Annotated in this window: 32 protein-coding genes; 13 read left to right on the top strand and 19 right to left on the bottom strand. The window is 50.4% G+C overall.

Translation table 11 applies throughout. From position 1 onward, the window contains the following. Positions 1-34 precede the first annotated feature (34 nt). From FEK50_RS03385 to FEK50_RS03350, 8 genes are read left to right on the top strand one after another with little or no spacing between them, the layout of a single operon-like run. Positions 35-826: a 3-ketoacyl-ACP reductase gene (locus tag FEK50_RS03385; RefSeq protein ID WP_130216695.1), complete on the top strand. Its 792-nt coding sequence runs from the start codon at positions 35-37 to the stop codon at positions 824-826. Positions 827-835: 9 nt separating this feature from the next. Next, on the top strand, positions 836-1,678 hold the full coding sequence (locus FEK50_RS03380; RefSeq protein ID WP_130206027.1) for a sugar phosphate isomerase/epimerase family protein: 843 nt from the start codon (positions 836-838) through the stop codon (positions 1,676-1,678). 9 nt (positions 1,679-1,687) lie between these two features. Then, positions 1,688-2,464 carry an enoyl-CoA hydratase/isomerase family protein gene (locus FEK50_RS03375; RefSeq protein ID WP_131161333.1) on the top strand — a complete coding sequence of 259 codons (777 nt, stop codon included), beginning with the start codon at positions 1,688-1,690 and terminating at the stop codon, positions 2,462-2,464. Positions 2,465-2,473: 9 nt separating this feature from the next. Next, positions 2,474-4,015 (top strand): CoA-transferase, encoded by a 1,542-nt coding sequence (locus tag FEK50_RS03370; protein ID WP_131161334.1) that lies wholly within the window; start codon positions 2,474-2,476, stop codon positions 4,013-4,015. Further along, positions 4,012-6,093: an FAD-binding protein gene (locus FEK50_RS03365; protein WP_131161335.1), complete on the top strand. Its 2,082-nt coding sequence runs from the start codon at positions 4,012-4,014 to the stop codon at positions 6,091-6,093. Before FEK50_RS03370 ends, FEK50_RS03365 begins: the two co-directional genes overlap by 4 nt. 20 nt (positions 6,094-6,113) lie before the next feature. Beyond that, positions 6,114-6,590 (top strand): TRAP transporter small permease, encoded by a 477-nt coding sequence (locus FEK50_RS03360; protein ID WP_130259525.1) that lies wholly within the window; start codon positions 6,114-6,116, stop codon positions 6,588-6,590. A 42-nt stretch (positions 6,591-6,632) separates the two neighbouring features. Next, entirely contained in the window at positions 6,633-7,934 is a 1,302-nt protein-coding gene (locus FEK50_RS03355) for a TRAP transporter large permease (RefSeq protein ID WP_130206017.1), read from the top strand. Between the two features lie 52 nt (positions 7,935-7,986). Continuing rightward, positions 7,987-8,958 (top strand): TRAP transporter substrate-binding protein, encoded by a 972-nt coding sequence (locus FEK50_RS03350; RefSeq protein ID WP_130206015.1) that lies wholly within the window; start codon positions 7,987-7,989, stop codon positions 8,956-8,958. A 56-nt stretch (positions 8,959-9,014) separates the two neighbouring features. On the opposite strand, the gene FEK50_RS24295 is transcribed toward FEK50_RS03350, so the two are convergent. The 6 genes from FEK50_RS24295 to rpsF all read right to left on the bottom strand — a co-directional run bounded on the left by FEK50_RS24295 (position 9,015) and on the right by rpsF (position 12,124). Continuing rightward, a complete protein-coding gene (locus FEK50_RS24295; RefSeq protein WP_240780249.1) occupies positions 9,015-9,761 on the bottom strand; it encodes a HipA domain-containing protein in 747 nt (248 codons plus the stop codon). A 21-nt stretch (positions 9,762-9,782) separates the two neighbouring features. Further along, a complete protein-coding gene (locus FEK50_RS03335) occupies positions 9,783-10,274 on the bottom strand; it encodes a helix-turn-helix transcriptional regulator (RefSeq protein WP_130206011.1) in 492 nt (163 codons plus the stop codon). Positions 10,275-10,684: 410 nt separating this feature from the next. Beyond that, positions 10,685-11,134 (bottom strand): 50S ribosomal protein L9, encoded by a 450-nt coding sequence (gene rplI, locus FEK50_RS03325; RefSeq protein ID WP_001196062.1) that lies wholly within the window; start codon positions 11,132-11,134, stop codon positions 10,685-10,687. A 41-nt stretch (positions 11,135-11,175) separates the two neighbouring features. Continuing rightward, positions 11,176-11,403, bottom strand: a complete 228-nt coding sequence (gene rpsR / locus FEK50_RS03320) for a 30S ribosomal protein S18 (protein ID WP_000135199.1) — start codon at positions 11,401-11,403, stop codon at positions 11,176-11,178. A 4-nt stretch (positions 11,404-11,407) separates the two neighbouring features. Further along, entirely contained in the window at positions 11,408-11,722 is a 315-nt protein-coding gene (gene priB, locus FEK50_RS03315) for a primosomal replication protein N (RefSeq protein ID WP_001296681.1), read from the bottom strand. A 6-nt stretch (positions 11,723-11,728) separates the two neighbouring features. Next, complete coding sequence (gene rpsF / locus FEK50_RS03310; RefSeq protein WP_001216676.1) at positions 11,729-12,124, bottom strand: 30S ribosomal protein S6; 396 nt, start codon at positions 12,122-12,124, stop codon at positions 11,729-11,731. 326 nt (positions 12,125-12,450) lie between these two features. On the opposite strand from rpsF, the gene yjfY reads away from it, so the two are divergent. Then, the gene (yjfY, locus tag FEK50_RS03305) at positions 12,451-12,726 is read left to right on the top strand and encodes a DUF1471 family protein YjfY (RefSeq protein WP_000492914.1); all 276 of its coding nucleotides are present in this window, start codon (positions 12,451-12,453) and stop codon (positions 12,724-12,726) included. A gap of 129 nt (positions 12,727-12,855) precedes the next feature. On the opposite strand, the gene ulaF is transcribed toward yjfY, so the two are convergent. Genes ulaF through ulaA form a run of 6 tightly spaced genes read right to left on the bottom strand, consistent with a single transcriptional unit; the run spans position 12,856 to position 17,262 of the window. Then, complete coding sequence (ulaF, locus tag FEK50_RS03300) at positions 12,856-13,542, bottom strand: L-ribulose-5-phosphate 4-epimerase UlaF (protein ID WP_131161337.1); 687 nt, start codon at positions 13,540-13,542, stop codon at positions 12,856-12,858. Beyond that, positions 13,542-14,396, bottom strand: a complete 855-nt coding sequence (gene ulaE, locus FEK50_RS03295) for an L-ribulose-5-phosphate 3-epimerase UlaE (RefSeq protein ID WP_044697638.1) — start codon at positions 14,394-14,396, stop codon at positions 13,542-13,544. The genes ulaF and ulaE overlap by 1 nt, the downstream gene beginning before the upstream one ends. 9 nt (positions 14,397-14,405) lie before the next feature. Next, positions 14,406-15,056 carry a 3-keto-L-gulonate-6-phosphate decarboxylase UlaD gene (gene ulaD, locus FEK50_RS03290; protein WP_023216462.1) on the bottom strand — a complete coding sequence of 217 codons (651 nt, stop codon included), beginning with the start codon at positions 15,054-15,056 and terminating at the stop codon, positions 14,406-14,408. A gap of 13 nt (positions 15,057-15,069) precedes the next feature. After that, positions 15,070-15,534 carry a PTS ascorbate transporter subunit IIA gene (ulaC, locus tag FEK50_RS03285; RefSeq protein WP_000776505.1) on the bottom strand — a complete coding sequence of 155 codons (465 nt, stop codon included), beginning with the start codon at positions 15,532-15,534 and terminating at the stop codon, positions 15,070-15,072. A gap of 9 nt (positions 15,535-15,543) precedes the next feature. After that, a complete protein-coding gene (ulaB, locus tag FEK50_RS03280) occupies positions 15,544-15,849 on the bottom strand; it encodes a PTS ascorbate transporter subunit IIB (protein WP_000218362.1) in 306 nt (101 codons plus the stop codon). Between the two features lie 15 nt (positions 15,850-15,864). After that, positions 15,865-17,262, bottom strand: a complete 1,398-nt coding sequence (gene ulaA / locus FEK50_RS03275) for a PTS ascorbate transporter subunit IIC (RefSeq protein ID WP_131161338.1) — start codon at positions 17,260-17,262, stop codon at positions 15,865-15,867. 353 nt (positions 17,263-17,615) lie between these two features. Here ulaA and ulaG point away from each other — a divergent pair, with 353 nt between their 5' ends. Next, positions 17,616-18,680, top strand: a complete 1,065-nt coding sequence (gene ulaG, locus FEK50_RS03270; protein WP_001295191.1) for an L-ascorbate 6-phosphate lactonase — start codon at positions 17,616-17,618, stop codon at positions 18,678-18,680. A gap of 107 nt (positions 18,681-18,787) precedes the next feature. Next, a complete protein-coding gene (ulaR, locus tag FEK50_RS03265; RefSeq protein ID WP_000133631.1) occupies positions 18,788-19,543 on the top strand; it encodes an HTH-type transcriptional regulator UlaR in 756 nt (251 codons plus the stop codon). Here ulaR and yjfP read toward each other — a convergent pair. Further along, the gene (yjfP, locus tag FEK50_RS03260; protein WP_131161339.1) at positions 19,540-20,289 is read right to left on the bottom strand and encodes an esterase; all 750 of its coding nucleotides are present in this window, start codon (positions 20,287-20,289) and stop codon (positions 19,540-19,542) included. The genes ulaR and yjfP overlap by 4 nt on opposite strands. A 181-nt stretch (positions 20,290-20,470) precedes the next feature. Between yjfP and bsmA the strand changes: the two genes are divergently transcribed. Further along, positions 20,471-20,800 carry a biofilm peroxide resistance protein BsmA gene (gene bsmA / locus FEK50_RS03255; protein WP_000254636.1) on the top strand — a complete coding sequence of 110 codons (330 nt, stop codon included), beginning with the start codon at positions 20,471-20,473 and terminating at the stop codon, positions 20,798-20,800. Positions 20,801-20,948: 148 nt separating this feature from the next. Next, the gene (gene yjfN, locus FEK50_RS03250; RefSeq protein ID WP_001517630.1) at positions 20,949-21,224 is read left to right on the top strand and encodes a DUF1471 family protease activator YjfN; all 276 of its coding nucleotides are present in this window, start codon (positions 20,949-20,951) and stop codon (positions 21,222-21,224) included. A gap of 116 nt (positions 21,225-21,340) precedes the next feature. Here the strand turns inward: yjfN and FEK50_RS03245 are convergent, their stop codons facing one another. From FEK50_RS03245 to FEK50_RS03220, 6 genes are all read right to left on the bottom strand, one after another. Further along, entirely contained in the window at positions 21,341-22,966 is a 1,626-nt protein-coding gene (locus FEK50_RS03245) for an isovaleryl-CoA dehydrogenase (RefSeq protein WP_131161340.1), read from the bottom strand. Between the two features lie 83 nt (positions 22,967-23,049). Continuing rightward, positions 23,050-24,213 carry a glutathionylspermidine synthase family protein gene (locus FEK50_RS03240; protein WP_130206001.1) on the bottom strand — a complete coding sequence of 388 codons (1,164 nt, stop codon included), beginning with the start codon at positions 24,211-24,213 and terminating at the stop codon, positions 23,050-23,052. 2 nt (positions 24,214-24,215) lie between these two features. Then, a complete protein-coding gene (locus tag FEK50_RS03235) occupies positions 24,216-24,854 on the bottom strand; it encodes a DUF1190 domain-containing protein (RefSeq protein ID WP_131161341.1) in 639 nt (212 codons plus the stop codon). A gap of 9 nt (positions 24,855-24,863) precedes the next feature. Next, positions 24,864-25,262 (bottom strand): DUF350 domain-containing protein, encoded by a 399-nt coding sequence (locus FEK50_RS03230; RefSeq protein WP_000547760.1) that lies wholly within the window; start codon positions 25,260-25,262, stop codon positions 24,864-24,866. A gap of 17 nt (positions 25,263-25,279) precedes the next feature. Next, positions 25,280-25,939 carry a YjfK family protein gene (locus tag FEK50_RS03225; protein ID WP_130205997.1) on the bottom strand — a complete coding sequence of 220 codons (660 nt, stop codon included), beginning with the start codon at positions 25,937-25,939 and terminating at the stop codon, positions 25,280-25,282. Between the two features lie 49 nt (positions 25,940-25,988). Further along, positions 25,989-26,687, bottom strand: coding sequence for a PspA/IM30 family protein (locus tag FEK50_RS03220; RefSeq protein WP_130259517.1), 699 nt, complete (start codon positions 26,685-26,687; stop codon positions 25,989-25,991). Positions 26,688-26,704: the final 17 nt, after the last annotated feature.

Here is a 26,704-nt window from a genome sequence, read left to right as displayed (position 1 = left end):
AAGGAAACAATATTCAAAAAAAGAGGATTAACCTATGAAATCCACTCGTCCTGTTGCTGTCATCACTGGCGCTGCACGTGGTATTGGAAAGGGTTGTGCGCTGGAACTTGCTCGTGGCGGGTTTAACCTGCTGATTAACGATCGCCCTGATGCCGACAGCGTAGAAAAACTGCATATCACACAACAAGAATGTATGGCAGAAGGCGTGGAAGTCATTTGCTTCCCTGCCGATGTCGGCGATCTCTCCCTACATGAAGAGATGCTCGACGCGGCGCAAAACCAGTGGGGGCGTCTGGACTGTCTGCTCAACAACGCAGGGATTTCAGTGAAAAAGCGCGGTGACCTCCTCGATCTCGAACCAGACAGTTTCGACCAAAACATTGCCATCAATACCCGCGCACCGTTCTTCCTCGCTCAGGCATTCAGTAAACGTCTGCTCGCACAGCCGAAGCCGGAAGCGGAGCTGCCGCACCGTTCGATTATTTTTGTCAGTTCCATAAACGCCATCATGCTGGCGATGAATCGCGGCGAATACACCATTGCCAAAACCGCCGTTTCTGCCGCTGCTCGTCTGTTTGCCGCTCGCCTTTGCAACGAACAAATTGGCGTCTATGAAGTGCGCCCTGGCCTAATAAAAACCGATATGACCATTCCTGCAACCGCCTATTACGACGAATTGATTGCCAAAGGTCTGGTGCCGTGGGGACGTTGGGGTTATCCGGCTGATATCGCTTCCACCGTCCGCGCGATGGCGGAAGGCAAACTGATTTACACCTGTGGTCAGGCGGTCGCCATCGACGGCGGCTTAAGTATGCCGCGCTTCTGAGGCTGAATCATGAGAGATCTGTTACAACGCCCTGATTTATTCAGCATTAATACCGCGACGCTGGGTTATAAAACGCCGCTGCCCGCCATTATTGACGCTTGCGCCGCGCGCGGTATTGGCGCAATAGCCCCCTGGCGCAGAGAATTGCAGGGCGAAGATCTCCAGCAGATCGCCCGCCAACTCGCCGCCAGTAACATGAGCGTTTCCGGTTTGTGCCGTAGCACTTACTACACCGCACCGACGCTGGCGGAACGCAAACTAGCGATTGATGATAACCGCCGGGCGCTGGACGACGCCGCCGTGCTTAACGCCGCCTGTTATATGCAGGTGGTTGGTGGACTGCCAACGGGTACAAAAGATCTGTATGAGGCGCGGGAACAGGTGAAACAAGGGATTCGCCAGTTACTACCGCATTCGAAAGAGGTCGGCGTGCCGATTGCGCTGGAACCGCTGCACCCGATGACCGCAGCCGATCGTTCCTGTTTGTGCACGTTACGCCAGGCGCTGGACTGGTGTGATGAACTCGATCCCGATGGCGAATTTGGCCTCGGCGTCGCGGTAGATGTCTACCACGTTTGGTGGGATCCGGAGCTCGCCAGCCAAATCCTGCGTGCCGGAAAACGCATTCTCGCGTTTCATGTTTCCGACTGGTTAGTACCAACCACCGATCTGGTCAATGATCGGGGAATGCCGGGAGATGGCGTCATCAATATTCCGTCAATCCGTCGGCTGGTTGAAAACGCCGGATTTAATGGCGCTATTGAACTGGAAATATTCTCGCCGTACTGGTGGCAGAAAGATATTAACAGCACGCTGGATATTAGCGTCGATCGCATCGCGCATTATTGTTAAGGAATGAACATGAGTGACCAACCCGTTCTGTTCAGCAGAGCGGCGGCTACCTGCCGCCTGACATTGAACCGTGAAGATAAATGTCATGCTATTAATGAAGAAATGATCGAATCTCTCGATCATTATTTAAATGAAATTGAAAACGACACCACATTACGATTAGTCGAATTAACTGCTACCGGCGATAAATTCTTTTGTGCAGGCGGCGATATTAAATCGTGGTCAGCCTATTCGCCATTAGATATGGGCAGAAAATGGATTAAACGCGGTAATGACGTTTTTAATCGTCTGCGCAATTTACCCCAATTAACCGTCGCGAATCTCAACGGTCATACCATTGGCGGTGGGATTGAACTCGCCTTGTGCTGTGATATTCGTATCGCTCGCCCCCACGCGAAATTCTCTAATCCTGAAGTGCTCCTCGGCATGGTGCCAGGCTGGATGGGCATTGAGCGCGTGCTTAATCAGGTTGGCCCGGTGGTTGGTCGCCAGATGCTGATGCTGGGGAAACGTCTGACGGCACATGAAGCCCAGGCGGCGAATTTAATTGATGAAGTGGTGGAAAAAGAACAGGTAGAAAGCTGGATGGCGAATCAGTTAGCGCAGCTGGAAAAATGTGGTCCGGTGGCACTGGCGCATATTAAGCAACTGATTCTGGCGCTGGAAAATAAACACGCCGATTACTCGCACCAGTTACTGGCAGGGTTAATGTCCGCCACTCAGGATTGCCAGCAGGCGACGCGCGCGTTTGCCGAAAAAAGTAGCGTGAGCTTCCACAATCAATAAGGAAATTGTATGCGTAAGATAACAACCGCCGAGGCACTGGCGGCGCAAATTCAGGACGGCGCAACCATTGCCATTAGCGGTAACGGCGGCGGCATGGTGGAAGCTGACCATATTCTGGCAGCCATTGAAGCTCGTTTCCTGCAAACCGGACACCCGCGCGATCTGACATTAATCCACTCGCTGGGTATTGGCGATCGCGACAGCAAAGGTACCAATCGCTTCGCTCATGCCGAAATGCTCAAACGCATAATTGCCGGACACTTTACCTGGTCGCCCAAAATGCAGGAACTGGTGAAAAACAATGCCATTGAAGCCTACTGCTTCCCGGGCGGCGTAATTCAGGCTCTGCTGCGGGAGATCGGCGCCGGACGTCCGGGACTTTTTACCCACGTAGGGTTGGGATCGTTTGTTGATCCGCGTAATGGCGGCGGGAAGTCAAACGCTTGCACCACCGATGATCTGGTAGAACTGATCGAAATTGATGGTGAAACCAAACTCCGCTATCGCCCTTTCAAAGTGGACTATGCCATTTTGCGCGGCACTTATGCCGATCCGCGTGGCAACGTCAGCCTCGAAGAAGAAGCGATTGATATGGATAGCTATTCGATGGCGCTGGCAGCACACAACAGCGGCGGCAAAGTGTTCGTACAGGTGCGCGATGTACTGGAAGCAGGCGCGCTTGAACCACGTAGAGTCAAGCTTCCGGGGATTCTGGTCGATGGCATCGTTGAACACCGCGAACAACCGCAAACCTATCTTGGTGGTTACGACCTGACAATTAGCGGTCAACATCGCCGTCTGAGTTCTAACGACGCTATTGAACTGGTTAGTCATCCGGTACGTCGTCTGATTGCCCGTCGGGCAGCACGTGAACTGGTAGCTGGTGCTTCAACCAACTTTGGCTTTGGTATTCCGGGCGGTATTCCTGGCGTTGCGCTGCGTGAAGGCGTGCCTTATCAAAGTTTGTGGCTAAGTGTTGAGCAAGGCGTACATAACGGCATGATGCTGGATGACGCGTTTTTTGGCTGCGCCCGTAACGCCGACGCCATTATCCCTTCGCTGGATCAATTCGAATTCTACAGCGGCGGCGGTATCGATATCACTTTCCTCGGCATGGGTGAGATGGATCAGCACGGCAACGTCAACGTTTCGCATCTCAACGGCAATCTGATCGGCCCCGGCGGCTTCCTCGAAATTGCACAAAACGCCCGAAAAGTGGTGTTCTGCGGCACGTTTGACGCCAAAGGCAGCAAAATCGATGTAACGCCAGATGGCCTGCATATCACCCAGTCAGGTCAGATCCCCAAACTGGTTACTCAGGTGGAAAAAATTACCTTTAGCGCCGCCTACGCACAGCAAAGCGGTCAGGAGGTGCTGTATATCACCGAACGCGTGGTATTCCAGTTAACGGCAGAAGGCGTTGAATTAATTGAGATCGCGCCGGGTGTGGAGATTGAGCGCGACATTCTGCCGTTCATGGCCTTCCGCCCGATTATCAGGCAACCACGTCTGATGGAAAGCAGCCTGTTTACGCCAATGGAGGATGCATGAGCCAGCTTGATGACGCCATCCTCGATTCGCTGACGCACGTCACTTTCCCGAAGGGGTTTGTGTCAGCAGAACCAACGTCAATTGTCACCGTTGAGGATGTTGATTACCCGATCTGGCAAGTTGATGCGCTGGTCGTTGGTAGCGGCGCAGCAGGATTACGTGCGGCAGTTGAGCTGAAACGTCGCCAGCAAAATGTACTGATCGCGACCGCCGGGTTATATATGGGGACGTCAGCGTGTTCCGGTTCTGATAAACAAACACTGTTTACCGCCGCTACTGCGGGCAATGGTGACAACTTCGCCAAACTGGCGGAAGCACTAGCGAGCGGTGGCGCAATGGATCACGACACCGCTTATGTCGAGGCGGTCGGTTCCCTGCATACCCTCGGCGGTCTGCAATATCTTGGTCTGGAATTACCGGAAGATCGCTATGGCGCAATTCTCCGTTATCAAACCGACCATGACGAAGCCGGACGCGCAACCTCCTGTGGACCGCGGACATCTCGCCTGATGGTAAAAGTATTGCTGGAGGAAGTGCAGCGCCTCGCCATCCCAATGTTGACCAGTGCAACGGTGATTAAGCTCCTGCATCAGTGCGGAGAGAATGGCGAAGATCGCGTTGCGGGGGCTATTCTCGCAACCGGTTCCCGCGCCCATAACCCCTGGGGGCTGGCCATTGTGACTACGCCCAATGTGGTACTGGCAACGGGCGGACCGGGCGAGCTTTATCGCGACAGTGTTTATCCACATAAATGCTTCGGCTCGCTGGGACTGGCCCTGGAAGAAGGTCTGACGCTAACCAATCTGACAGAAAGCCAGTTTGGTATAGGCACGCCACGCAGCACGTTTCCGTGGAATTTATCCGGCACCTATGTGCAGGTGATCCCGTATATCTATTCTGTGGATGCTGAGGGCAACGAGTATAACTTCCTTGCAGATTACTATCGCACCACCCAGGAACTGGCTTCAAACATCTTCCGTAAAGGTTATCAGTGGCCGTTTCACGCCACGCGGGTAATGGATTTTGGCTCCAGCTTGTTAGATATGGCGGTGGCGCAAGAGCAGCAATCAGGTCGCCAGGTATTTATGGATTTCAATCGCAATCCTGAAGCGGTGCCTGGTGATTTGCCGTTCTCATTGGATCGATTGGACGACGACGTTCGCGCATATCTTGAAAACAACGGCGCCCTGGCGCAATCGCCCATCGAACGCCTGCAACGAATGAATCCGCTGTCTATCTCGCTGTACAAGATGCACGGCTACGATCTCACCACGCAGCCATTGCAGTTTGCCATGAATAATCAGCACATGAATGGCGGTATTGCGGTAGATATCTGGGGGCAAACCACCCTCCCCGGCTGTTTTGCCGTGGGGGAAGTTGCTGGTACGCACGGCGTCACTCGCCCCGGCGGCGCGGCGCTGAATGCCGGGCAGGTTTTTGCTGTGCGCCTGGCACGCTTTATTGGTTGCACGCAGAAGCAGTCTGTTGATGGAGATATTGCACAACTGACCGCTCCGGCCCTGGCGTCCATAAGAGAGATCATTACTCAGGCGCACGATAACGGGACCGGGATGCCATTGTCATTGGTTAAGGAAAAAATTCAGGCACGAATGTCTGATCATGCGGGGTTTATTTGCCATGCCGATAAAGTCCGACGTGCCACTCGTGATGCCCTGCTATTGAACGAATTTGTCCAACAGCATGGATTGGCTATCAAACATGTGGGCGAAGTTGCCGAGCTGTTTATGTGGCGGCATATGGCGCTGACCTCTGCTGCCGTATTGACACAGTTGACGCATTATATTGATGCCGATGGTGGTAGCCGTGGGGCTCGTATTATTCTCGACGGAGATGGAAATTCGATTCCGCAAACACGAAATGGTTTTTGTGATGCTTGGCACTTTCGTTCAGAGCGTACTGAGGATAAAAAAGATAAGCTACTTATTCATTATTGCAATGGTATCTTTCACGTCAGAAAAGCACCTGTTCGTGAGTTTCCCATTATCCGCGGCATTTGGTTTGAAAAAAACTGGCCTGGTTTTCTTAATGGGACAATTTACCAGCCACAGGATGAATGATATTGCAAAGGTTAATCACTATGCGAAATATAATTAGATCTATTAATGCTCTGCTTGCAACATTGAATATTACCATTTTGGCGATCATTGTGGCATGTGTGACATGGCAGGTGGTAGCACGATTTATATTTAAAAGCCCCAGTATATTTACGGATGAGCTCAGTCGTTTGCTTTTTATTTGTCTTGGCCTTTTTGGTGGTGCCTATACCGCGGGGCAGAACCGGCACCTGGCGATTGACCTGCTTCCTATGATGCTGAAAGGAAAAGCACGGCGTCATTTATTTTTGTGTATTCAGACTATCGTTATTATCTTCGCCACCATCATTATGGTATATGGTGGTGGGCTATTAACTATGGACACATTCGATTCAGGTCAAACCTCACCCGCTTTAGGTTGGCAGATGGGATATATCTATATGAGCATCCCGATTAGTGGTGTACTTATTATTATATACACCATAGATATGGTTTTAACAGAACTTAAACAACCACGCTAAAGATAATAAACAACAACCAACCATAGTAGGAATGGAGAAATTATGGATTACTGGTTACCGATTATTGTGTTATTTGGTGCCTTCTTTTTTATGTTGGCATTAGGTGTACCTATTGTTTATGCCATTGGTTTATCGACACTGGCATCAATTTCCACACAACTCGATTTCAACTCAGCATTGAGTGTGGTTTCCCAAAAGTTAGCCTCCGGGTTAGATAGTTTTACGTTGTTGGCAATCCCATTTTTTATCTTGTCTGGCAACATTATGAATCATGGAGGAATAGCACGAAGGCTAATTAACTTTGCGCGAATTCTTGGCGGTCGTCTGCCAGGCTCACTTGCTCACTGTAATATTCTTGCCAATATGCTGTTCGGGGCAATTTCTGGTTCAGCCGTTGCTTCGGCGGCGGCGATGGGCGGTGTCATGCATCCGCAACAGGTTAAAGAAGGCTACGACCCGGCATTCAGCACTGCGGTTAACGTTGCTTCTGCTCCTACTGGTTTACTTATTCCACCAAGCAATACGTTGATCGTCTATTCACTGGTCAGCGGCGGTACGTCTATTGCTGCACTGTTCCTGGCAGGGTATGTTCCGGGAATTTTACTGGGCCTGGCGCTGATGGTCGTCGCCGGTATTATCGCGGTACGTCGCGGATACCCCAAACCAGAACGCCCAACTTTACGCCAGGCTGGAGTGGCTATATGGATGGCGATCCCCAGTATTTTCCTGATTGTGTTAATTATGGGCGGTGTACTAAGCGGTGTTTTTACCCCGACAGAGGCTTCGGCAATTGCGGTAATTTATACCCTTTTCCTTGCGCTGGTTCTTTATCGTGAAATCTCAGTTAAAGATTTGCCTAAAATATTTCTGGAATCCGTCATTACCACCGCAATTGTTTTGTTATTGATCGGTTCTTCAATGGGCATGTCATGGGCTATGTCCAACGCTGACGTACCCTTCCTGATCCTCGATTTGCTCAATACCATTTCTGATAATCCAATAGTAATCCTGCTTATTATCAATATTATCTTGTTGATCATTGGCACATTTATGGATATGACGCCAGCGGTACTGATTTTTACGCCGATATTTTTACCGGTTGTCACCGAACTGGGCATGGACCCGATTCACTTTGGTATTGTCATGGTACTGAACATGTGTATCGGTATTTGTACTCCGCCTGTAGGCAGTGTGTTATTTGTCGGTTGTAGTGTATCTAAATTACCGATTAATAAAATTATCAAACCTATGCTGCCATTCTATGCCGTGATGGTATTGGTGCTGGCAATGGTGACCTATATTCCGCAAATCAGTATGGCATTGCCAAGAGCACTGGGCTACTGATATGCATTCACTGGCGGCACCTGCCGCCATATTTATTAGAAAAGGAACATCTATGAAAATAAAAGTATCCGCTGGCATTATTGGTGCTGTTCTTATGTTATCCGCAAGCCAGTCCTGGGCAGTGACATTAAAACTGAGTCATAATCAGGATAAGTCTCATCCTGTTCATAAAGCGATGGAGTTCTTTGCGAAAAAGAGCAAAGAGTACTCTAACGGTGATATTACTATTCGTATTTATCCAAATGGAACATTGGGTACTCAACGAGAAACAATGGAGCTGATTCGTTCTGGCGCTATTCCGCTGGTAAAAACCAATGCGGCAGAAATGGAAGCATTTGAAAATTCTTATAAATTATTTAGCCTGCCTTATTTGTTCCGCGATCGTGATCATTATTATCAGGTGATGCAGGGCGATATCGGGAGAAAAATCCTCGACTCAACGAAAAGCAAAGGTTATTTCGGGCTGACTTTTTATGATGGAGGCGCCCGCAGCTTCTACGGCAATAAACCGGTACTGAAACCAGACGATCTGAAAGGCATGAAAGTCCGTGTCCAGCCAAGTCCTGGCGCAGTTGAAATGATCAAAGTCATGGGCGGTAACCCGACGCCACTGGATTACGGCGAGCTGTATACAGCCTTACAGCAGGGCGTGGTCGATATGGCGGAAAACAGTGTGATGGCGCTGACCACCATGCGTCACGGTGAAGTGGCAAAATCCTTCAGCCTTGACGAACACACTATGGTTCCCGATGTGGTTCTGATGAGCAATGCTGCGTTTGATAAACTTAGCCCGGAAAATCAGGCTGCTATATTAAAAGCATCTAAAGAATCAATGAGCTACATGAAAGACTTGTGGAGCGAAGAAGAGAAACAAGAATTTGCGAAACTGGATAAAATGGGCGTGAAAGTCTACCAGGTTGATAAAGCTCCGTTTATCGAGAAAGTACAGCCAATGTACGCAAACTTCGCTAAGGATAACCCTGCCCTTGCCCCAATGCTGGCCGACATTCAGGCGACGAAGTAATTATCTTAATAGGGCTGCTTATTGCGGCCCTCATCGAATATATCGAAATAACTATTCTAAATTGACGCCCTGAACGCCTCTGCCATTAACTCTTGTTCACGACCAGGTAATCTAAGACGCTCGGCAATGGTTCGCCACTGACTGACAATTCCTCTAAAATTAGCAATAATGTCATCTGCTTCTGTCAAACCAAGTCGAAAATACTCCGCAACTTCTCGAGCTAATTCCAAATCAAGTGCATTAACGACCATTTCCCATCCACCAACATCATACTCATCTTTTACACTGGGAAATTTAGCGATGTAGAGATGTCCTGCTTCATCAACAACACTGGCTTTCGGACGTGCCCCTCCTAATGATCCCCCCGGAGCGATTAGCATTCTTAACCATTTTTGCCCCATGAGTTCTCTATTATCAGGATCTTCTTCAATTGCCTGGCTAGCTCTTTCCAGACTCGCTATTTCGGTAAATGGTGGGGCTGCAACATCAATGCGGTTATCAAGAAAATCTCCAGTGTCTTCAAGTTTATATCGAAGAGCCCCAACCCGGTAAAGATCATGTACACCTAATAAATAATCAGACTCATAAAGTTGGGAGTCTTTATCAAATAATCCGTCTCGGATATCCCTCTCAAAACGCCGCTTCATTAGCATGCGTCCCCAACGATCCGGGCAGGAATCACTAAATGCACCAAATTTATCCTTAGGAGGAATTGGGTACTGTGCTCCCTCATACAACATTATTTCAGGATCTAACTGAATAAAATTAAGTGCAGGATCTGCAAGCGCCTTCCCAATCCGCATACACTCCGATTAATGCCATAATTAATTTCCTTTTATCGGTTTTTTTATCGGTTGTAATAGTGCAGCAAGAGAGGTGGACGTTTCCCCTGGATTAGTTGGCGTTGAGTCTTTTGCCAGCGCTGTTAAATCCGTGGTGAGATGACCTTCTTTCTCGCGTTTCGTCTGAAATGAGGCTGTCTGAATCCCTTCGTCATTCTTACCGGATGAACGAGCAAGCCCTCTTTTTTTAATCAAACGGGAATCCTGGAGCTGACGCCCTAAGTCGTCTTCAGCTGCAAGCTTATTTAAATCCGTTTCCAGACCCAAAACCTGCATCACAGACAAATATGCCCCTATCGTGACCCCTGCACTTCCTGACTCCAGAGAACGCAATGTTATTGGCGACATCCCGGCACGTTCAGCAACTTGCTTTGCGGTAAGCCTGCGTCGTAAACGAGCAAGTTTCAGCCGCTCACCAAATTCACTAAGCATCTGATTCGTATAAGGGAGTAACGGTGCTGTTTTTTTACCCATAGTGATAATATTTTATCTTTTTACGACAATAATAACCATAATATTAGCATTTTTTTGGTTAAACGATCTTTTACTTTGCACATCAAGCAATCAGCCCCATAGAAGCGATAATATTTTATCTTTTTATCTAAAAAAACAATAAAATAACAGCGCATTTGCACCTAAATTATTGTTTTTATTATCTTACAAGGGAGACGCTGTATTGATGCTTTTGTCATGTTTTCCGCGTAAAAAAACATGACACGAGCTACCAGCGGCGAGGCTGGGGGCCAGGTATGGGTCCTGAGAATTTTTTATAAAAGGAATAGTAAGAGAACTTTATGAAGGGAACAGCTGTTTCTGAGGTTTTTATCACTAAAAGCAAAACGCCGACACAAGGTCGGCGTTTTTACGTCTCGTTGAATAACGAATTATTCAGCTACTACGTTTACGATCACTTTCGCGAATACTTCGCTGTGAACCTGGAAGCTCACTTCGTGTTCGCCAGTGGTACGCAGAACGCCGTTCGGCAGACGAACTTCGCTCTTAGCCACTTCAACGCCAGCTGCAGTTACAGCGTCAGCGATGTCGCGAGTACCGATGGAACCGAACAGTTTACCTTCGTCGCCAGCTTTAGACGCGATGGTAACAGTTTCCAGTGCATTGATTTTCTCAGCGCGAGCATTAGCTGCTGCCAGAACTTCAGCCAGTTTAGCTTCCAGTTCAGCGCGACGTGCTTCGAAGAATTCAATGTTTTTCTTGGTAGCTGGAACAGCTTTACCCTGCGGTACCAGGAAGTTACGAGCATAGCCCGCTTTAACGTTTACCTGATCACCCAGGCTACCCAGGTTTGCTACTTTATCAAGCAGAATAACTTGCATTACCTTATCCTCTCAAAGTCGTATTAATGGACCGTGACCGATTACTGATGGCGATCAGTGTACGGCAGCAGGGACAGGTAGCGAGCGCGTTTGATAGCGCGAGCCAGCTGACGCTGGTATTTTGCACGGGTACCGGTGATACGGCTTGGGACAATCTTACCGCTTTCGGTGATGTAGTTTTTCAGCGTAGCGATATCTTTATAGTCGATCTCTTGAACGCCTTCCGCGGTGAAACGGCAGAACTTGCGACGACGGAAATAACGTGCCATATGGCTAGTCTCCAGAATCTATCAATTCAATCTGCTCGGCATGCAAAACCATTTTGCTCAGACCGTTCTTTGCCTTGTGGCATGAAATGAACCCCTGAACGGTTATGCGACTGCCGACCGTTATACTGTGAGTAATGGCCTGGTTTTCGTGTCCGCTAACAATAACGGGCATTTGGCACCACGCCTGCCGGTGAAAACCGGCTTCCTCCTGCACAGAACGATGCTCAAGCACGAACTGGCAGTGAGGAATTCCTGATGGACTGACCTTGCGAAGGGGAGTCCTGCACACGGTGCCGGACAACACCAGACGGTTGGTCATCAGAAATTACTCTTCAGAATCCCCAGCTTCAGCATCATCTGCGGTTTCGTTTGCGAAATCATCGCGACGCTCACGGCGCTCGTCTTTCGCTTTAACCATCGGAGATGCTTCGGTAACAGCGTGCTTGGTACGCATAACCATGCTGCGGATAACGGCATCGTTGAAGCGGAAGGTAGTTTCCAGCTCATCGATCACTTCCTGCGGAGCTTCAACGTTCATCAGAACGTAGTGTGCTTTGTGCAGTTTGTTGATCGGGTAAGCCAGCTGACGGCGGCCCCAGTCTTCCAGACGGTGGATCTTGCCTTCTGCACCAGTGATGGCAGCAGTGTAGCGCTCGATCATGCCCGGAACCTGTTCGCTCTGGTCAGGATGGACCATAAAAACGATTTCGTAATGACGCATCGAATTGCTCCTTACGGATTATTCAGCCTCCTGTCTGGGTCAGCCGAATCCCGGGGAGGCAAGGAACGTGTTAAAGGTCGGCTGAAAAATGACGCGTTATAGTACTTGTATGCCCCGCTAAACTCAAGGCCAGCCAACAAATAAATCTCATCTTTCGCCAAATCGTACTAACCCGCTGATTTGAAGTTCATCACATCCCATCAGGGCGTTTTTTTGAACAACTGCATCAGAAATGGTCACCATCAACTTCTTTATCATTGATTAAAATTAAATCAGAAGATCATTACAGAGGAGCGCACACAAAGTCAGCCGTTGAGGAGGTATCTATGTTCAGCCGTGTTTTAGCCCTTCTGGCTGTGCTTTTGCTAAGTGCAAATACATGGGCAGCCATTGAAATTAATAACCACCAGGCCAGAAATATGGACGACGTGCAGAGCTTAGGCGTGATTTATATCAACCATAACTTCGCCACTGAAAGTGAAGCTCGCCAGGCACTGAATGAAGAGACAGATGCGCAAGGCGCAACGTACTACCACGTGATTCTGATGCGGGAACCGGGGAGTAACGGCAATATGCACGCCAGCGCGGATATTTATCGCTAGCACCAGGTATAACCAACGAAACATTGCCATAGTTTGCTTTGCCCCCTTCTCCGGGGGCTTTTTTTTGAAAAACGGCTGCGGAATCAGACCAGTTATCTCCCGAAGAAGGCAATTTCCGCAGCGCGTGTTTTACTTCTGCCCGTAATAGGCGTTGGGACCGTGCTTACGCATGAAGTGTTTATTCATCAGGAAGCTGTCGATGTGATTGAGTTGTGGGTTAATACTGCGCGCAATCCACGCCATTTTTGCCACTTCCTCCATCACCACCGCGTTATGCACCGCATCGTGAGCATCTTTCCCCCAGGCAAACGGTCCGTGCTGATACACCACAATTCCCGGCGTATGCAGCGGCTCGGCGTCACCCAGCGTTTCGATAATCACTTTGCCAGTGTTCTGTTCGTACTCGCCCTGCACCTCTTCTTCGCTTAACCCGCGCGTACACGGGATATCGCCCAAAAAGTAGTCAGCGTGCGTGGTGCCTAACGCCGGGATCGCCAGCCCTGCCTGCGCCCATGCGGTGGCATGAGTGGAGTGGGTATGGACAATGCCGCCGAGCGACGGATAACGGCGGTAGAGTTCGAGATGCGTCGCGGTGTCGGAAGACGGGCGATACATCCCGTCCACCACCTGGCCGCTCATATCGACCACCACCATATCGTCCGCTTTCATGGTTTCGTAGGCGACACCGCTGGGCTTGATCACCACCAGCCCGCGTTCGCGGTCAATGGCGCTGACGTTGCCCCAGATAAAGGTCACCAGCCCGTAACGCGGCAGATCCATGTTGGCTTCAAACACCTGCTGTTTCAGCTTTTGCATTATGCCGCCTCCACCATGCCCGCTTTGACCATGCGCGCTTTTACCCAGTCACGCGCTTTCGCCACTTCTGCCGCCGGGTCTTCCGCCGTTTCGCTCCACATCTCAATCAGGTACGGCCCGCAATAGCCACTCTGTTTGAGCGTTTCAAAGCAACGTTCGAAATCCACTACGCCTTCGCCAAAAGGCACGTTTTTGAAGACACCCGGTTTAGTGTCTTTCACATGCACCGCGACGATATGCCCGATTCCGGCCTGCAATTCCATCTGCACGTCATTGTCCCACGCCGACAGGTTGCCGATATCCGGGTAGAGCTGGAACCACGGATTGTTGAGATAGTGCGCGTAGCCCAGCGCCTTGCTGATAGAGTTCATCAATGGGTAATCCATGATCTCCATTGCCAGCGTGACCTGCGCACGGCTCGCCATCTCGACGCTCTCTTTCAGGCCGTCACGGAAACGACGACGCGTTTCGTTATTGGCCTCCTGATAGTAAACGTCATAGCCCGCCAACTGGATCACGCGAATGCCGACGTCCTGGGCGAACTGGATAGCTTTACGCATAATCTCCAGCCCCTGCGCCCGCACCGCATCATCTTCGCTGCCCAGCGGGAAACGACGATGAGCAGAAAGGCACATGGACGGCACACGCACGCCGGTTTCAACAATCGCGTTCACCAGCGCCAGACGCTGCTCGCGGCTCCAGTCGAGGCGCGACAAGCGCTCGTCAGTTTCATCTACCGACATCTCGACAAAATCGAAGCCCAGCGTTTTTGCCAGTTGCAGCCGTTCCAGCCAGCACTCCCCGGCGGGGAGCGCTTTTTCATAGATGCCAAGCGGGATTTGTTTGGACAACATATCCGCTCCTTAGCCCCACAGCTGGGCGATGGAACGTTTGAACTGACGCGCAGCTTCAACCGGAGAAGCGGCATCACGGATGCTGCGACCTGCGATAAACACATGAATCGGAATACCTTTGAACAGCGGCAGGTCTTCCAGCGCCAGACCACCGGTGACGGTTACTTTGAAGCCCATATCGGAAAGACGTTTGATCGCGGTAATGTCCGCTTCGCCCCATGCCACGCCTGCGGCCTGCGCGTCACGGCTGCGGTGATAAACCACCTGCTGAATGCCTGCGTCACGCCACTGCTGCGCCTGTTCCCAGGTCCAATAACCGGTCAGTTCGATCTGCACGTCGCCGTTAAACTCTTTTGCTACGTCCAGCGCACCTTTGGCGGTGTTGATATCCGCACAGCAAATTACGGTCACCCAGTCAGCGTTGGCTTCGAAGCACATACGAGAAAGGATTTTGCCCGCATCGGCAATTTTGGCATCTGCCAGCACGATTTTGTGCGGGTAGAGCGCTTTCAGGTCACGAACCGCACGCACGCCTTCGCCCACGCATAGAATGGTGCCCACTTCGATAATGTCGACTTCTTCGGCAATCAAGCGAGTGGTTTCGTAGGCGCTATCCATAGTCTGGTTGTCCAGCGCGACTTGCAACATCGGTAATGACATGTTCAATTCCTTCTTAAGCTGCCGCGTTGGTGCGGTCAATGAGATCCAGTACTTCCTGCTCGGTACGGCAGGCACGTAAACGGTCGAAATTCTCTTCATCTTCAAACAGGTTGACGATCTGCATGATGCCCACTTCCTGGTGAGTGTTGGCATCAACCGCCGCCATAGTGATGAGGATATCCACCGGATCGTTATCCTCGTGGTTGAACTCCAGCGGCTTTTTCAGCGTCACCAGCGCAAAACCGGTTTTCTTAACGCCCTCTTCCGGGCGACCGTGCGGCATTGCCAGGCCTGGTGCGAGCACAAAGTACGGGCCGTGCTGTTCAACCGCATCCAGAATCGCCTGGTAGTAACGCGGCTCGACAACATCCGCCGCCACCAGCAGGTCAACGCCGATTTTCACTGCGTCCTGCCATGTCTCAGCTTCAGCCTGCAGACGGATAGATTTATTCTCCGCCAGCGAATCACGTAATTTCATGGCGCGTCCTTACTTCACATCCTGCGGGAAATGCTCTTTGATCACTTCCAGCAGTTTCGGGCCAAAATCAGCAGGAGAGAGCATGTTGCGTACGCCAACCACGTATTTGTTGCCGGTCACGGTGATTTCGCCCGCAATGTGCGTAGAAGCGATGATGATATCCGCGCCGCTCAACTCGCTTTTGTATTCGCCAACCGCGCAGCTATTTACCGTGTGGTCAATGTTTGATTGGGTTAAAAACTGGTCCACTTTCATCTTCATGATCATGGAACTGCCTTGTCCGTTGCCACACACAGCCAGAATACGTACGGTCATAATCAAAACTCCTTATTAAGCAGACTGTTCTGCCAGTTGTTTTTCTGCATCTTCTTCTGCGCGCAGTGCGCGGCCAGCGAAGAACATATAAGCCAGTGCAATTACAATGATGACGGCCATAAAGGCGATACCGATGGAGAAGAAGCCCTGCATCATCGGCGGTGCCAGAATCGACCAGTCCGCCATACCCATCCAGGCACTCATACCGGTGAGTTTCACCGCCCAGACGCAACCAAAGATTTCAATCATCCCCATCACCAGACAAATTTTCAGCGCCGCACGCCAGCCGCCGAAGTGGTTAGCGAACACGCCGATGGTGGCGTTGGAGAAGAACATCGGGATAAAGCCAGGAATAATCAGAATGGAGGAACCGCAGGCGACCAGGATGCCAACCGCAATCAGCTGACCGATGGTGCCCCACATAAAGCCCCAGACCACGGCGTTCGGCGCGAAGCTATAGATAGCCGCACAGTCAATCGCCAGAACCGCACCTGGGATCAGACGCTGGGAGATACCGTTAAATGCTTCAGAGAGTTCCGCCACAAACATGCGCACGCCCTGAGTGATGATGAAGATCGCCACCGCGAAGGAGAAACCGGTTTGCAGGATGTAGACCGTCCAGTGCACTTTGCCTGCCATCGCCTGCACGGTGTCGATACCGAAGGAGAGCAGAATGGCACCAAAGAAGATGGTCATGACAATCGCCGTGGAGACGATGTTGTCGTGGAAAATATTCAGCCAGCCCGGCAGTTTAAGATCTTCAACGCTTTCCTCTTTTTTGCCGAGGAACGGCGCGATTTTATAGGCAACCCATGATGCGAACTGCTGCTGGTGACCGATGGAGAAACCGCAGCCGTCCGTCACTTCCTGAGTCGGCTTGTACATCATGTTGGAGGTGATACCCCAGTAGAGCGAAACCAGAATCGCGGTGCAGATAATGGTCGTCCACATGGAATAGCCGAAAATAAACAACGTAACGGCAATCAGCCCCGCCTGCTGGAACATGATGTGCCCAGTCAGCATGATGGTGCGAATACCGGTAATACGACGCAGCAGCACGTAACAGATGTTCAACGCCAGTGCCAGCAGCACCGCGTACCCCACCCAGCTATAGGCATCGCCCATGCGCTCGATAGTGGCCATCATCGAAGCGTAAGTATCTGAAATCGCACCGTTGATACCGTAGACTTCCGACATTTTCGCCACCACCGGTTTGAAGGTGCTGGTCAGGATGCCGGACCCTGCCTGCAACAACATGAAACCAATAATGGTTTTAATCGTCCCTTTAATAATAACGCTGACACTTTTGCGCAGTAGGATGTAGCCCAGACAGGTCACAATACCCAGCAACAACGGGGCATTGGTCATGACCTGGTTAAAAAACACGGTAAAGATGTTGTAGAGGATCTCCATAACGATCTCCTGAAGAAGAGGTAACCGGGTATTCCGCACACCCGGAATGTTGTGCATTCACTCTAATTTTCAAAAGTAATCACAACAAGATTATTTATGATTAAATGTGACGCGGCACGCAAATAATTCCACATGGATAGAGTGGGATTCATGCAACGAAACAATTACTCATTTAAATTCATTTAGTTAAATGAATTACACATTCCGTTAAATCTTTCCACACTCAAAATCCACAACAACTCCCCTGGCAAAAAGTCAAAAAATGGTCATTGCCTTCCTGAAAAAATAGTGTCAGGATTAATCAAAACCAATCACATATTGATTAAAACTGAACATCATGAAGGTAAATGGCGATGAGTAAAGTGAAAAGTATCACCCGTGAATCCTGGATCCTGAGCACTTTCCCGGAGTGGGGTAGCTGGCTGAATGAAGAAATTGAACAAGAGCAGGTAGCTCCTGGTACATTCGCGATGTGGTGGCTCGGTTGTACTGGGATCTGGCTGAAATCGGAAGGTGGCACCAACGTTTGTGTTGATTTCTGGTGCGGTACTGGCAAACAAAGTCACGGTAACCCGCTGATGAAACAGGGTCACCAGATGCAGCGCATGGCTGGCGTGAAAAAACTGCAGCCAAACCTGCGTACTACCCCGTTTGTTCTTGATCCGTTTGCGATTCGCCAGATCGACGCGGTACTGGCAACTCACGATCACAACGATCATATCGACGTCAACGTCGCTGCTGCCGTGATGCAGAACTGTGCTGATGACGTACCGTTTATCGGACCGAAAACCTGCGTGGATTTATGGATTGGCTGGGGAGTACCAAAAGAGCGCTGCATCGTGGTCAAACCAGGCGATGTGGTAAAAGTGAAAGACATTGAAATTCATGCCCTTGACGCGTTCGACCGTACTGCACTGATCACCCTACCAGCGGATCAAAAAGCGGCTGGCGTGCTGCCAGACGGCATGGACGATCGCGCAGTAAACTATCTGTTCAAAACACCGGGCGGTTCCCTGTATCACAGCGGCGATTCCCACTACTCTAACTACTATGCAAAACATGGCAACGAGCATCAGATCGACGTGGCGTTAGGATCGTACGGTGAGAACCCACGCGGTATTACCGACAAAATGACCAGCGCCGATATGCTGCGTATGGGCGAAGCGTTGAATGCGAAAGTTGTTATCCCGTTCCACCATGATATCTGGTCAAACTTCCAGGCCGATCCGCAGGAAATCCGCGTACTGTGGGAGATGAAAAAAGATCGTCTGAAGTATGGCTTTAAGCCATTTATCTGGCAGGTCGGTGGCAAGTTTACCTGGCCGTTGGATAAAGATAACTTCGAGTATCACTATCCGCGTGGTTTTGACGATTGCTTCACCATTGAACCGGATCTGCCGTTCAAATCGTTCCTGTAATCTGTCGTTGATACCGGGTAGCGTGGATCTGTTCGCGCTATCCGGCGTAGTATTTCCTGGCTATTTCAAATATCATCTAAAAAAATCAAATTTTATCGGAATAGCTCATGACTGAAGCACAAAGACATCAAATCCTCCTGGAAATGCTCGCACAATTGGGCTTTGTGACCGTGGAGAAAGTCGTTGAGCGTCTGGGAATTTCGCCTGCCACTGCGCGACGCGATATCAATAAACTCGACGAAAGCGGCAAACTGAAGAAAGTGCGCAACGGCGCCGAAGCGATTACCCAGCAGCGCCCGCGATGGACGCCGATGAATCTGCACCAGGCGCAGAATCACGATGAAAAAGTACGTATCGCTAAAGCGGCCTCGCAGTTGGTCAACCCGGGCGAAAGCGTGGTCATCAACTGCGGCTCTACCGCGTTTCTGCTCGGCCGGGAAATGTGTGGCAAACCGGTGCAAATCATCACTAATTATCTCCCGCTGGCAAACTATCTGATCGATCAGGAACATGACAGCGTGATCATCATGGGCGGGCAGTACAACAAAAGTCAGTCCATCACCTTAAGCCCACAGGGCAGCGAAAACAGTCTCTATGCCGGGCACTGGATGTTTACCAGCGGCAAAGGGCTGACCGCAGAAGGGTTATATAAAACCGATATGCTGACAGCGATGGCAGAGCAGAAGATGCTGAGCGTGGTAGGGAAACTGGTAGTGCTGGTCGATAGCAGTAAGATTGGTGAACGCGCGGGGATGCTCTTTAGCCGCGCCGATCAAATCGATATGCTGATCACCGGCAAAAATGCTAACCCAGAGATCCTGCAACAGCTGGAAGCGCAAGGGGTCAGCATTCTGCGTGTTTAAAGATGCTGGTGGAAAAATGTCACCGCAGCATCTAACGCCTCGGGTGTAATACGGTGGCGCACGCCAGGCTGCCATGAACAGGTTAACTGTTTATCTCGTCCCGTATCTCTTAATGCCTGCTGCAAACGTAGTGATTCCTCGGCAGGCACAACATCATCGTCAAGGCCATGCCACAACAGCAGTGGCCTGCTTCCCAGTTCGTCCAGGTGGTTTGTCGCTTCCCACTCTGCCAGTGGAGCAATAATGTTATTAAATTCGTTTTGCTGTGCTGGCGTTTCAGGCTTCAACGGTGGAAACAGTGAACGGGCAAGCGATGTGAAATAGCCAGACCCCATCATGCTGGCGGTACATTTCACCGTGGGGTGGCGAGCGGTAATCCCCAACGCGGTCATTGCGCCCATCGACGCGCCACCAACCGCCAGGCGTTCATCACGCAGCCAGTTTTCTTCGGCTATTGCCGCACGTAAAGTAGTGAATTCCTGCATACTTTGTAGCAAGATTTGCCAGAATTGATTTAAACGCCTCGCTGCGTCGCCACTAAAACGGCTACCGTGATTGGGCGCATCCGGCATGATCACCCGGAAACCAACCTGCGCCAGCGCGACGGCAAAATAGCTATAAACCAGGCTGGATGAAGTAAATCCGTGATAAAAAATCACACACGGTAATGGGGGTTCTTTTTGCCCTATGGGATAAGCGTGAAGAACGGGAATATCAGCCAGCACGCGTGATTCTAATTCAATCATCTTTTTCTCCTTTGAGTCTGGTATGACATGAAGAAATCCTTAGCACAAGTTTCTGCTGACCGTATTAGTTCATAATGTTGAGATGTGGATTACGCTTTCACAACGTTTTCATTCGAAAATCGCGTACCAGGTAACAATTCGGGAACATTCCCCTCAAGTTAAATAAATAAGGCACTACACTATGGTTAGCAGGAAACGTAATAGCGTTATTTATCGGTTTGCCAGTTTATTATTGGTGTTGATGCTAAGCGCCTGTAGCGCACTGCAAGGTACGCCACAGCCAGCACCGCCAGTAACGGACCATCCGCAAGAGATTCGCCGCGACCAGACACAAGGGTTACAGCGAATAGGTAGCGTAAGCACGATGGTACGGGGCTCTCCGGATGACGCATTAGCAGAAATCAGAGCGAAAGCTGTCGCTGCAAAAGCTGATTATTACGTTGTCGTAATGGTGGATGAAACCATCGTGACAGGACAGTGGTATTCACAAGCCATTTTGTACCGTAAATAAATCAGACAACTTACATAGTCAGCTTTACATTGCTTTGCGTCCCTATGCGTTTACCTGTGCACAATAAATTACCGGCTGGAAGCTCGGGCGTTTATTACCGCGATGGAATGCCCTGCAACATGTGGGGAAACGAAAAATGGAGCTGACGATGAAACAATTACTTGCCTCACCCTCGCTGCAATTAGTGACTTGCCCTGCGAGCGCCACGGCACAGTCTGCAGAATTCGCCAGTGCTGACTGCGTGACGGGCCTGAATGAAATAGGTCAGATCTCGGTTAGCAATATTTCAGGGGATCCGCAGGACGTGGAACGTATCGTGGCGTTAAAGGCCGATGAACAAGGGGCATCATGGTATCGCATTATTACCATGTATGAAGACCAGCAGCCCGATAACTGGCGTGTACAGGCGATACTGTATGCGTGAGTGTCATCTACAGCAAATGAACAATGCCGGATGCGGCGCGAGCGCCTTGTCCGGCCTACAATTTTCACATATTTCATTTAGTTAATCGAAACCAGCGTCGCATCCGTCGTATACGCTTACAAACACACTCCCCCCGTCGCCCGCAGCAATAAATCATTCTGGATCTGCTCTGCCAACCGCACGCCACCGCGCGTATTTAACATCACCTGACACCACGCCTGCGCCATTGGCGGAGAAGCATATTTCAACATTTGCGCGCCGCAGCCCAGCAAAAATAATTGATGTGTTATCTCCCGTCCCAATTCCTCAGCCGGTTTGCGCAGTTGCTGTTGTAAGCGACGAACCGCGCGATCAAAATAACGATCTTGCCCTTTCACTTCCATAAACGCTTCCGACAGCAAGTCGTATACACCCGCTTGCTTATTAAGAACGCGCAGCACATCGAGGCACATAATATTGCCAGAGCCTTCCCAGATACTGTTCACTGGCATCTCTCGATAAAGTCGCGGTAGTTCGCTCTCTTCGCAATAGCCAATACCGCCCAGTACCTCCATCGCTTCAGCCACAAACGGAATGCCACGTTTGCAGATCACAAATTTCGCCGCAGGCGTAAATAAGCGCGCCCATAGGGCTTCTTTAGCATCGGCACGTCGCTCCCAGGCCCGCGCCAGACGAAACAACAATGCTGTTTGCCCTTCAAGCTGAAGCGCCATGCGACTTAAGACATGGCGCATCAGAGACTGTTCTATTAACGGATTACCAAATACATGGCGCTGATGTGCGTGATAAATCGCCAGCGAGAACGCACGGCGCATCATGGCGTGGCTGCCCAGTGCACAATCAAAACGCGTTATCCCGCCCATTTTCAGGATCAGGCGAATCCCTTCCCCTTCCTGACCCAACAACCAGCCAATGGCATCCTGAAACTCCACTTCGCAACTGGCATTGGAACAATTACCCAACTTATCTTTCAGACGCTCCAGCCGAATCGCGTTGCGTTGCCCGTCAGGCAAAAATCGCGGCACAAAAAAGCAGGACAAACCGCCCGCGGTCTGCGCCAGCACCAGATGCGCGTCGCTTTGTGGCACCGAGAAAAACCATTTATGCCCCACCAGCCGATAAGAGCCATCTTCCAGACGCTCTGCACGGGTGGTGTTGCTCATGACATCGGAACCGCCCTGCTTTTCCGTCATTCCCATGCCAATCAACAAACCGCGTTTTTGCCCGCCTGGCAATAAGTGGGAATCGTAGCGATCGCTCAACAGCGGCGTGGTCCAGTCCTGAAACGGCGCGGGTAGCATCTGTAACAGCAATGGCGTAGCGGCAAAGGTCATCGTTATCGGGCATAACGACCCGGCCTCAACCTGCGCGTGCAACATAAAACGCGCCGCCCGCGCCACAAATGCGCCAGAACGAGCATCTTCTTCCCAGGCCAGGTTGTGTACCCGATTGGTACATAACGCCTGCATCAGCAGGTGCCATGCGGGATGGAAACGGACATCGTCCAGACGTCGCCCCTGGGCATCGTAGCGCAACAGTTCAGGTGGGTTTACATTCGCCAGCCGCCCCAGTTCAAGGGATTCTGCCGTTCCGAGTTGCTGACCAATACTGGCGAGAAAATCGCTATCCCAGCCAGCGCCTTCGCGCGTTACCGCTTCGCAGAGCGCGCCATCAGACAGGTATAAATTGCTGTTATTTAAGGGTATAGGTTGATTAAAAACAGTGTGAGTTTGCCAGTGCACGGTGTCTCCCTCCATCAATGGCAGTCACCATTAGTATGGTCACTGCCACGGATTCCTGACAGAAAGAGATTGCTAAAACATTCTTAACCCGCAATGTAGTGCGGAACAAAACGCGAAGTGTCTTTAGTGATCAGCGTGTTATCTTCGCGGATACCCATACCGCACGCTTCATCATCGACAATCCAGCTACCAATCAGCGTGTAACTATCGCCAAATCGCGGTAGCGGTTGAAACGCCTGATAGATCATCGGTTCATCGGCGTAATCACCATCAGCGTGGTCAACGACGTTATTCTGGCCGTCGAAAATGGTGACGTTACCGCCCTCGCGTGAGTAGATCGGTTTACGCACATAGCTTTCGCCAGCGGCGATCTGCGGTTTTTCGCCCTCAAACCAGGACGCCAGAAGATTAGGATGACCAGGAAAAAAGCGCCAAAGCAGCGGCATTAGCCCTTTGTTACTCAAGATACTTTTCCATAACGGCTCCACCCACTGCTCACGACGCTTGCGCAGCAGCGGACCGTTATCGTCACGCATCATCCACTCCAGCGGATACAGCTTAAATGCACGCTGGACGACATTATCATCAAGATCGGTCAGTACACCGCCGACGCCCAAACCGAGATCTTCAATGTAGATAAACCGCGACTCCTGTCCTGCCTGCTGAGCGCAGTCCTGCAAGTACAGCACGGTACTCCTGTCTTCGTCGGTGTCCTGACAGCAGCAAAAATAAAATGGCTCCCGGCTATAAAGCTCGCTAAAGCGTGAAATCAGGCGCTCCTGAATGGCATTGTACTGATCGGCATCGCGCGGAATAACGCCGCTGCGCCGAGCATCTTCCAGCCACAACCACTGGAAATAAGCCGACTCGTACAATGAAGTTGGCGTATCGGCGTTGTACTCCAGCAACTTAACCGGCGCATTACCACACCAGGCAAAATCCATACGGCCATACAGCGAAGGATCGCGTGCGCGCCAGCTTTCGGCGATCACATCCCAGTACAACGGCGGGATCGCCAGTTGCGTCAGGATCTCTTCATCTTTAACCGCACGATCCACCACCTCCAGGCACATCTGATGCAGTTCCGCAGTCGGTTTTTCGATCTGCTCTTCAATCTGGCGCAGAGTAAAGCGGTAAGCCCGACTCTCATCCCAATAGATTTCATTGTCGATGATATGAAAGTCAAATCCGTTATCGGCGGCAATCCGGTCCAGATCCCGCCGCACAGGAACATTGTGTCTCAGCATGATTAGCCTCCCCAATGCCCGCGGGCGCTGGACGAGCGACCATAGCCGCCGCGAGAAACGGTAGACGCTTTTTTGGTGGTAAAGCCGCCCGTGGAGTAAGACTCTTTTTTGCCAGAACCGGAGCGCCAGGAGTAATAACCGGAAGTGTTGCGCCAGACGGGACGGGAAGCAAATGAGGATCCGCCGCTGTTATAAACAAACGGCTCATCGCGATCTTTACGAATAACCCGGCTTAACAAAAATCCAGAAATGACCGGGATCCAACTCTGTTCAACATTGTCGTAATAGCAATTTTCATACTTAAAATGGCAATTTTGCTGAGTCATATTCTTCGGAACATCGGCATAAAATGCCGCTTTGGCATTGTTCCAGCCATGAGCACAGATGTCTGAATTATTACCGTCATCAATGCAATCCTGCACTGTCGCGTAAAACGTTCCGTCGCCGTCGTTATCGACATCGCTACTTTCACTCCATCCTTTGACTATTAAAAAAGCGGCGCCGCCCATTAACACCAACGTTAAGTATTTTTGTGCGTAGCGATTGCGGCGTGGCTCAAAAGGATTATTCGATCTACCAATGCGACTGATCGCTCCGTGACCAATTTTACTGTTATTTCTTGATTTGCGTTTTCTGGCCATGATCGTCCATTACCATGTCATACAAGCTGCGTTAAAAATACCGCCAGCCAGCGCGGCGGTTCCCATAAACATTCCTGCGGCGGTATTGTGATTAATAATTTTTTCGCTTAATGCGGGCATATAAAGTCTGACACCAGCAAAAACGAGTAACTGAATCACCAGTGCAATCCCGCCCCAGGCGAAATAATCCGGAATGCTCACCGCATTGATTGCCGCACTGGATAACGGGATCACGTAACCCAACAATGTACCGCTGAACGCCAGTGACGCCGCGGTATTATTGTTTTTGATTAACTGCCATTCGTTGTGTGGTGTAATTTTAGAATAGATAAAAAGAAAAATAATTACCATCGCCACGCCAATAAAAAAATAGGCGCTAAAAGCAAGAAGTGAATCCAGTATATGCATCGTAAACGTCCCTGTAATTAACCAATAATATGAAGTGATGTCAGCGGGATATCGACGCCCAGCGCGCGCGAAAATAACCACTCCGGCTCGCCGAGATCGTTAAAAGATTCCTCACCATTTAACAGCAAATATTCGTAAGTATCTTCGGTCACTTGCCGTTGGTAGCCCATGGTAAAATTATGGACCTCCCATTTGGCATGGTTTTGATTTTCTACTTTTTCCAGCATGTAGACGGGTTCGATATTTCCCGGTTCTTCGCTGTTAAAAAATCGCTGCCAGCGTTTTTCCTGCCAGTTTAAGGTCATTGCCCCCATCGCTTTGGCGTTGATCGCCTCGCGCCAGTGACTCTCTTTACTGATACCGTAGCTCTCTTCATAGACAAAGAGCTTGATATCATCAATGTCATCAATATCTTCGCCGCCGGTGGTATTGATTTGCAGAAATTCATCGCCCGAAGTGTAGTAGCGGAAAATCTGGCTACCGCCGCCCAGATCGATGTGGCTGACAGCTGCTACCGTGTATTCTTCACCCGGCAGCGCAATCAGCAATTCATCTTCCAGCAAACGAAACGTTAACGAGTCGAGCGTAAAGCCACTATTGAGATGAAGTCCCAGCGGACCGCGAACGATAACAGGCTTATCATCCTGACCAAACAGGCGCTGGAAAAAACCAGACATATTTTATCCTTAAATTAGCAGCCAGCCTTTTAGTGAGGCTGGCAAAAAATTACTCGCCCTGTTGGCGTTGCAGCCTTGCCAGCACATCCTGGGCATTGCTTTTATTAACACCACCAATCCCCACTTCCGCCAGTTTTTCGTCGAGATCGCGACCGTCTGCCACTTTTTCCAGCTGCGCGGCGGCATCCAGCCGGGCCTGGCGCTCAGCCTGACGCGTTTGCAGGCGTTTTAATGACTCTGCAGCTGTCGAAACGCTGGAAGAGGCGCCAACGGTCGAGGTCGTTACGGCCTGCTGCGCACGCTGCATGGCTTCAGTAGCTTTAACGACTTCCATTTGTTGCTCAAACTGGGAAATACGCTGTGCCGTTGCCGTAACGGCTTTTTCCACACCATCGCGGGAGACTTCCAGATTCGACAACACCTGTTCTTCAGCGGTAATAAGATTCTCAAGGCGCGCAATTTCTTCGGCGACTTCGTTAATTAACGATGGGTTAACGTTCTTGCTTAATGCTTCCAGCGCACGGGCTTCCAGACTGGTTTTACGCTCGCGTAAATCTTTCAGCTTATCGTTACTTAATTTCACCCGCGCCAGCAGATCGACGCGAGATTTTCCGGCTTTATCCAGTTCAGCTTTGGCGTCCCGAATATGTTGTTCCAGCATGCGCACGCCCTGGGTTTCTTCAATGGATTCTTCCGCCTGGGAGATAAACGATTTCCCCAGCGTAAATAAACTTTTTAAAATTCCCATAAATACCCGTCCTTGTA

The organism is Escherichia sp. E2586 (genome assembly GCF_005781105.1).
Taxonomy (GTDB): Bacteria; Pseudomonadota; Gammaproteobacteria; order Enterobacterales; family Enterobacteriaceae; genus Escherichia.
Note: the sequence above shows the minus strand (reverse complement) of the source record. Positions and strands in the feature narration are given on the sequence as shown.